The 7,874-nt window shown below is 36.1% G+C and carries 6 protein-coding genes; 2 read left to right on the forward strand and 4 right to left on the reverse strand.

Translation table 11 applies throughout. The annotated features are described in order from the left end of the window. Window positions 1-19: 19 nt before the first annotated feature. Complete coding sequence (gene acs / locus DET49_RS17425) at window positions 20-1,927, forward strand: acetate--CoA ligase (protein WP_133550002.1); 1,908 nt, start codon at window positions 20-22, stop codon at window positions 1,925-1,927. A gap of 66 nt (window positions 1,928-1,993) precedes the next feature. On the opposite strand, the gene DET49_RS17430 is transcribed toward acs, so the two are convergent. From DET49_RS17430 to DET49_RS17445, 4 genes are all read right to left on the reverse strand, one after another. Then, a complete protein-coding gene (locus DET49_RS17430; RefSeq protein ID WP_133550004.1) occupies window positions 1,994-2,656 on the reverse strand; it encodes a PolC-type DNA polymerase III in 663 nt (220 codons plus the stop codon). Next, window positions 2,656-4,584 (reverse strand): DUF294 nucleotidyltransferase-like domain-containing protein, encoded by a 1,929-nt coding sequence (locus tag DET49_RS17435; RefSeq protein ID WP_133550006.1) that lies wholly within the window; start codon window positions 4,582-4,584, stop codon window positions 2,656-2,658. Before DET49_RS17435 ends, DET49_RS17430 begins: the two co-directional genes overlap by 1 nt. Window positions 4,585-4,627: 43 nt before the next feature. Next, complete coding sequence (locus tag DET49_RS17440) at window positions 4,628-5,704, reverse strand: DNA topoisomerase IB (RefSeq protein ID WP_133550008.1); 1,077 nt, start codon at window positions 5,702-5,704, stop codon at window positions 4,628-4,630. Between the two features lie 136 nt (window positions 5,705-5,840). After that, window positions 5,841-6,929: a M42 family metallopeptidase gene (locus DET49_RS17445; RefSeq protein ID WP_133550010.1), complete on the reverse strand. Its 1,089-nt coding sequence runs from the start codon at window positions 6,927-6,929 to the stop codon at window positions 5,841-5,843. A gap of 104 nt (window positions 6,930-7,033) precedes the next feature. Between DET49_RS17445 and DET49_RS17450 the strand changes: the two genes are divergently transcribed. Beyond that, entirely contained in the window at window positions 7,034-7,717 is a 684-nt protein-coding gene (locus DET49_RS17450) for a DUF4294 domain-containing protein (RefSeq protein ID WP_133550012.1), read from the forward strand. Window positions 7,718-7,874 lie beyond the last annotated feature (157 nt).

The following is a 7,874-nucleotide window of genomic DNA, read 5'->3' on the forward strand; positions in this document are numbered from 1 at the left end:
CAACATATTTGTTTAAATTATGAGTAATTATCATATTAAAAATTTAGAAGAATATTTTCAAGTTTATAGAAAATCAGTTAGGGATCCTGAAAATTTCTGGGATGAAATAGCGGAGGAACATTTCTCTTGGAGAAAGAAATGGGACAGGGTGTTAAGTTGGGATTTTAATAAGCCTGAAGTAAAATGGTTCGAAAATGCCAAGCTCAATATAACAGAAAATTGTATAGACCGATACCTTTTTAATCGATCGGATAAAACAGCTATTATTTGGGAACCCAACGATCCTCAAGAAGAAGCACAACATATTTCATACGGAGAATTACATAAGAAAGTAAATAAATTTGCAAATGTTTTAAAGTCAAAAGGCATTAAAAAAGGCGATCGGGTTTGTATTTACCTACCCATGATTCCTGAACTGGCCATAGCTATGCTAGCCTGTGCACGGATTGGTGCAATACATTCTGTAGTTTTTGCAGGTTTTTCTTCAAAAGCCCTGGCAACCAGAACTAATGATGCTGATTGTAAAATGCTTATTACCGCTGACGGTTCCTATCGCGGCAATAAAACGATAGATCTTAAGGGAATCGTCGATAAGGCCCTGGAAGATTGTCCGGGTGTCGAGAGTGTTTTAGTAGCAAAACGACTCGATTCTGATATTGAAATGAAAGAAGCTCGAGATCAATGGTTGCAGCCGCTTCTTGATGAAGCTTCTGATAAATGTGAAGCCGAAACTATGGATGCAGAAGATCCGTTGTTTATTTTATATACTTCGGGCTCTACCGGTAAGCCGAAAGGGATGTTGCATACCACAGCCGGTTATATGGTTTACACTGCTTATACTTTCAAAAATGTTTTTCAATATAAGCAGGATGATGTTTACTGGTGTACTGCCGATATTGGTTGGATTACCGGCCACTCTTATATTTTATATGGACCACTGGCTAATGGGGCGACAACCTTAATGTTTGAAGGGGTCCCTTCTTATCCGGATGCCGGTAGGTTCTGGGAGGTGGTAGAGAAACACAAAGTAAATCAATTTTACACCGCTCCAACGGCAATAAGGTCCTTGGCCAAAAGAAATATAGAATTTGTAGAAAGTCACGACCTATCTTCTTTAAAAGTCCTGGGAACTGTTGGAGAACCTATTAATGAAGAAGCCTGGCATTGGTACAATGATAATGTTGGAAAAAATAAGAGTCCAATTGTAGATACCTGGTGGCAGACCGAAACCGGTGGAATTATGATTACTCCAATTCCTTACGTTACACCTGTAAAACCGACATATGCGACATTACCCTTTCCGGGAATTCAACCTGCTTTAATGGATGAAAATGGAAATGAACTAAAAGGAAATCAGGTAAATGGGCGTTTATGTATCAAATTTCCCTGGCCTGGTATTGCCAGAACAGTTTGGAGAGATCACGAGCGTTATAAAACAACCTATTTTTCAACATTCCAAAATATGTATTTTACTGGAGATGGCGCTTTAAGAGATGAAGTTGGCTATTACCGAATTACCGGTCGGGTAGATGATGTAATTATTGTTTCTGGTCATAATTTAGGTACTGCTCCCATAGAAGACGCAATAGATGAACACCCGGCCGTAGCTGAATCAGCTGTTGTTGGCTTCCCCCATGAAGTGAAAGGAAATGCTTTGTATGCCTTTGTCACCTTGAAAGAAGCCGGAGAGTCCAGAAATCACGATAACCTGAGAAAAGAGATCAATCAACAAATAGGTGATAAAATTGGGCCGATTGCGAAACCTGAGAAAATCCAGTTTGTCAGCGGACTACCAAAAACGCGAAGCGGAAAAATTATGAGACGAATACTTCGTAAAATCGCTTCAAAACAAACCGAGGATCTTGGTGATACTTCTACTTTATTAAATCCTGAAGTTGTAGAAGAGATTATTAAAGAGGCTTTATAAAGCAATTATAGGCTAACTTCTTAGTTTGTTATTGGACCTCAAAGGCTTAGGGTCGGTGGGTTTCAATTAAATCTTGAACAGTTTTTTAAGTTTAAGTTTTCTATCAGAGTTGAGTTTTCCTAATATGGTTAAAAAAGCGATGGCGGTTATAAAAGCATCCCCGGCGGCAGTATGGCGATCTTTTATGTCTATATTATAAGTTTCGGCAATTTCATCCAGGGAATAATTTTTCTCCCGATTAATGAGATTAGAAATTATTCGGGTGCCGCGATATAAATTCACAGTATCTAAAATTTTATTTTTCAACTTTGGTAAGCCCATCCTGGCTAAAGCTTCGTTGAACATCCCAATGTCAAAACTGGCGTGATGAGCCACCAATACAGAATTTCCGATATATTCCAAAAAGGCTTTAACCGCTTTTTCTTCAGAAAGGGAGTCTATCCGTTCATTCTGAATTATACCATGAATTTTCACAGTTTTGGGGTTAAAGGTATCCTGAGAAATATATTCTTCAAATCCGTCAGCAATGTCTATTGATTTATTGTTGATAGCAATAGCGCCAATAGACAACATTCTGTCCTTTTTAATATTAAAACCTGTAGTTTCAGTATCAAGAACTACAAAACGGGTATCCTCAATTTTTTCCGGAAGTTTTTTCTGAAATTTAGCTTCATACTCATACCAGAATTCTGGTAGATTATCTGATTTCTTTTTAAACAAGTTAAACATTAGATATAAGGGGTTACTTCAAATCGGTATTTTATTAATTCCTGTACTTGTCGTATACTTTTAAAGCAGCGTTTCAACTTAATCTTTTCCTCTTTGCTTAGATTTTCCAGATCTATAAATCTGCCACTGTTTCTATTTTGTAATCCGTCTTGTGTTCTAAATTTCAGCAGAACTTTGGAGGCATAGGAACAGGCCATAAACAACTCTTTATTATTAGGTTCAATTTGCGCCAGTTTTTCAAAACGCTCAGCAGTATTGCTGATATTTTTGACCTGATGATATAAAATTAGTAGTCTTGCGGCATCTGTTATGGGTGTGATCCCCCTCTTTTTAATGTCGAAAAAATCCTTATTTTCTCCATCCTGTTCTACTAAAAATTGTCTGAAAAATCCCAGAGGTGAAGGATTCCTTAAAGCCGTGGCACCCATTACTGCATAAAATTTACGGTTATCATTTGTTAAGCTAAAAATATGATCGGCCAGAGCATTTGATAAATTTACATTCCCATAGGAAATATCAAAATCAAAAAAAATAGAACAAAGTAAAATCTCGTCATTTCCAGGATCTATAATCCAATTAGTAAATTTATTCTCCCATTCGCTTAAACTCAGGCAGTATTTAGGGTTTTTTGCCATCATTTCTGCAGGACAGAATTCATAACCAATGATATTAAGACGTTTGTTCACTTTTCTTGATAACTCTAAAAAGTAAGCCCTGGTTTGCTCTAGTTTTTCCTCTGGAACATTTTCAAAAATAAGCGCATTGTCCTGGTCGGTTTGTAAAAGTTGTTCTTTACGTCCTTGACTACCCAGAGAAATCCAGGTAAACTCACAGGGAGGTGGGGTCGGTAGTTTCTTAACACAACGTTCTATGATGCGTTTTATAGTCGCATCATTTAACTCAAAAATAATCCTTGAAATGTGATTTAAAGGAATATTGGAGGCAAGAAAACCCCGCAGTAATAAAGTTACTTTATGTCGAATTTTCTTTAATTCATTCGTACTGCTGCTGCGCTGAATCGCCTTCATTAAGACCGATGGATTATGACCTTCGGATACCATAATATCATGTTCGGAAAGTATTCCTACTACTTTAGTATTTGGAGTTCCATCCTCGGTAATGCAAATGTGGTTAATATGATGTTTCATCATGGTGAGTTGTGCCTGGGCAATGCTCAAACCCTGGGGGTAACAAATAACCGGAGATGCCATTATTTTAGAAACCTCGGTATCAATACCAAAAGCGCCGGTTGCCACCATATCTCTGAAATCTTCATCAGTTACAATACCTTTGGGAATATTATTTTCCACTACGAGAACCGATCCTACCTTTTTTTTACTCATTAGCTGGGCCGCAGCTTTTATAGTGGTATCAGGTGAGGTCATTATTACTTTCCGGGTAACCGGAGCAGGTTGGAGTTCAAAAAGGTTATTGTTGGGCTGATATCTATTTTCTTCTGGTTCTTTTTCGGAAACCAATTTTCCTTTATGCGCTTCAGAATAAGGATTTCGGGTATTGGAAGCAAAACTCTGAATTAAGAAATTACCTACTTCCTTATTTTTTTCTGAAAGTGGTTTAAATTTCTTAATTGGTATTGCGTAAAGAATCGTTTCTTCTTCAGCAATAGCATTGATGAGATAATTCTCTTTTGCAAATAATGGGCGAAGTCCAAAAATATCGCCTTCATCACATTTATCAATGGTTTCCCTTTTACCGTTGTGATTGCGTTCTAAAGAAATTGCTCCCTTGTTTACCACATAAAATCTCTTGTGCCCAACTTCGCCCTCGGCAAAAATTAGTTTCCCTTTTTCAAGATATTTAACCTTTACTTGTTTTGCGATATCTAATAGGTCTTCCTTTTTTAGAAGATTAAAAGGCGGATAATTTTTTAAAAAATCGGCTATCCGTGCAGCAATAGTGTTCTTCATACCGCTAATTTAATCAAAATAGGAAGAGGATTTTGCTCCGATTTTAAATATTCACCTCATAATCCCGGATCATATTTAGAATAACTTTTTCAGTTTCCGAAAGAGAAATATAATTTTGATTCTTTTCATTTTTAACCTGCTCAAAATAGGGTGTGATTTCGCCGGTTTCATAAGCGTTTACCACTTCAGGATGCACATAATAACTTCGGCAAACTGCTCGGGTGTTTCCCAAACCCTCTGCTGAAGCATCAAAGGCTTGGATCATATTTTTTTTATTTTGTTTTTCGTCTTCAGTGTAACCGAGTTCTTTTAAGGTTTCAAAAAATATCTTTGTCGCGCTCCAGGTTCTAAAATCTTTAGCGGAAAAAAGATCACCGCTTATTTCATGGATGTAATCATTGATCATTCCACTGTCAATAGTATGTTTATCACCCTTTTCATCATAAAATTTAAAAAGTTCCCACCCCGGAATTTCTTTACATTGGTTAACCAGCTTAATTAGTTGTTTGTTTTTTACAGTAACCGAATGTTTCTTTCCTTTTTTTCCTATAAATTCAAATTTGATACGGTGTTTATAGGTTTTTAAATGCCTGGATCTAAAAGTTGAAAGTCCATATGTTTTATTGTTCTTTGCATAATATTGATTTCCAATCCTAATATGGGTTTCTTCCATTAGCCGAAGTATTAAAGCAAGAACTTTTCTCTGGCTCATTTCCGGTAGATCCAAATCCTTATCAACCTGCTTCCTTATTTTGGGTAAATTTTCTCCAAAAGCAGTCATTTTAAAAAATTTCGTTTCGTTTCTTAATTTGCTCCAAACAGGGTGATAGATGTATTGTTTTCGATTTTTTTCATCACGCCCTACTACTTGTAAGTGTCCATTTTTCAAATGCGTAATACGCACGTTCCGCCATGCTGGCGGAATGACCAAACTTTTAATACGATCTATGGTTTTATTGTCATTGAGTCTTTCTCCTTTATAAAAATAGGAAAATCCTCTACCTACTTTTTTCCGACTTATGGAAAGCTGTTCCTCTGAAACATAATTTAGGTTAGCAAAGCCTACGGCCTCATATGGATCTGAAATAAAAGTTTTTATTTCTTCAGGAGAAATTGTCATTTTTCTTTTTCAATAAATATAAAAGGAATAAATACCGGGGTATAATAAAGAACTGTGAAAGTATAGCTAAATAAATGAAAAGCCCTTTTCAGAAAAATTCCAAAAAGGGCAGGAAAAATTGATGTCAAAATATTTTTTAGTCGAAATAGCTAAAACTATCTCCTTCATTTATTTTAAGAATGCTTTCGTAAATTAATTTAATTACATTTTCGACGTCGCTTTTATGCACCATTTCTACAGTGGTATGCATATATCTTAGTGGTAGAGAAATTAATGCAGAAGGGACACCGCCATTACTATATGCAAAAGCATCGGTATCGGTACCTGTAAATCTTGAATTTGCCATTCTTTGAAACGGAATTTCTTTTTCCTGAGCGGTTTCAATAAGTAATTCTCTTAATTTATTTTGGACAGCAGGAGCATGGGCAATCACTGGGCCGTGACCAATTTTGGTATCGCCAGTTTTCTTTTTATTAATCATCGGCGTATTGGTATCGTGAGTAACATCAGTTACTATAGCAACATTTGGTTTAATGCGGTGAGTAATCATTTCAGCTCCACGTAGTCCAATTTCTTCCTGAACCGAATTGGTAATGTATAACCCAAAAGGTAATTTCTTGTCGTTCTCCTTTAATAATTTAGCAACTTGCGCAATCATAAATCCTCCCATGCGATTGTCCAGAGCGCGGCATACATATTTGTTTTCATTTAGAATAAAGAATTCATCGGGATAGGTGATTACACAACCTACATGAACTCCCAGTTCTTCAACTTCGTCTTTACTGGTACAACCAACATCTATACAAATATTATCTATTTTCGGGGATTGTTCGCTTTCTTTTTCCCGAGTATGAATGGCGGGCCAACCAAATACACCTTTTACAATACCTTTTTTAGTATGAATATTAACCCGTTTGGAAGCAGCAATTTGATGGTCACTTCCGCCGTTTCTTACCACATAGATGAAGCCTTCATCGGTAATATAATTTACATACCAGGAAATTTCATCTGCATGTCCCTCTATGACTACTTTATATTTTGCTTCAGGATTAATAACCCCAACCGCGGTTCCGTAGCTATCGGTAAAGAATTCATCTACATAAGGTTTTAAATAATCCATCCATAATTTCTGACCTTCAGCTTCGTATCCTGTAGGTGCGGCATTATTTAAATATTTTTCTAGAAATTCTATTGATTCTTTGTCTAGTATACTGTCTTTACTCATAGTTTTGAATTTTCACGAATTTAATAAGAATTAAATGTATGACAACTCATTATTGATTAATTTTGGAATGATTTTAGTATGATAGCAAGCTAAATATTTGCTGAATGTTTAGGACACTTTTAATTATATTATTCTTTAGTTCTTCGGGACTTGTAGCGCAGGATACTCTCCCTGCCGAAGATTCCTTGCAAAAAAGATATATGATCATCGCCGGCGATACAGTGCCAAGGGAAACGATAGACCTTAATGAAGTGGTGATTTTAAAGAAACTCCATTTTGATAACCTTGCTGAAAGAAAACAATACCTTATATTAAGGAGAAAAACTCGAAAAGTTTATCCTTATGCAAAATTGGCTTCTGAAAGATTGATAGCCCTTAATGCCCGGCTTGAAGAAATAGATTCTAGGTCAGCACAAAGAAGATATACAAAGATTGTTCAGGATTATATAGAAGATGAATTTTCTGCAGAATTAAAAAAGCTCACACATACAGAAGGACAAATTTTGGTTAAGTTGGTACATCGCCAAACCGGAACAACTGCTTTTAACCTTATAAAGAATTTAAAAAGTGGCTGGCGGGCTTTCTGGTATAATACTACCGCTAGTTTATTTGAAATTTCGTTGAAAGAAGAGTTTGATCCGGAAAACAATCAGGAGGATTTTATGATTGAAGATATTTTGCAGCGATCTTTTGTCAATGATATCTTGGAACCTCAGGACACTGCATTGGATTTTGAGTATGTTGAACTTACCGATAAGTGGAGAGCAAATAAGGGGCGTTTAAATTAACCTTGAACTTGTTTAAAAATTCTTTAATTTTTTTTATCTTACAAGTTCCTTTAATTGAGAAGCTTAAGGATTGGTTTTAAGATTTCCTTAAAAAATTAGGGGAATAGGCTTGCGGGGGAATAAAACAGCAGTATATTTGCATCCGCTTACAGAGACA

The organism is Salegentibacter sp. 24 (assembly GCF_004362395.1).
In the GTDB taxonomy this organism is placed as follows: Bacteria; Bacteroidota; Bacteroidia; order Flavobacteriales; family Flavobacteriaceae; genus Salegentibacter.

Coding starts and splice junctions, on each gene's coding strand:
- DET49_RS17440 (WP_133550008.1), bottom strand. CDS start 5,704: ATGACAATTTCTCCTGAAGAAATAAAAACTTTTATTTCAGATCCATAT.
- DET49_RS17435 (WP_133550006.1), bottom strand. CDS start 4,584: ATGAAGAACACTATTGCTGCACGGATAGCCGATTTTTTAAAAAATTAT.
- DET49_RS17430 (WP_133550004.1), bottom strand. CDS start 2,656: ATGTTTAACTTGTTTAAAAAGAAATCAGATAATCTACCAGAATTCTGG.
- DET49_RS17450 (WP_133550012.1), top strand. CDS start 7,034: ATGTTTAGGACACTTTTAATTATATTATTCTTTAGTTCTTCGGGACTT.
- acs (WP_133550002.1), top strand. CDS start 20: ATGAGTAATTATCATATTAAAAATTTAGAAGAATATTTTCAAGTTTAT.
- DET49_RS17445 (WP_133550010.1), bottom strand. CDS start 6,929: ATGAGTAAAGACAGTATACTAGACAAAGAATCAATAGAATTTCTAGAA.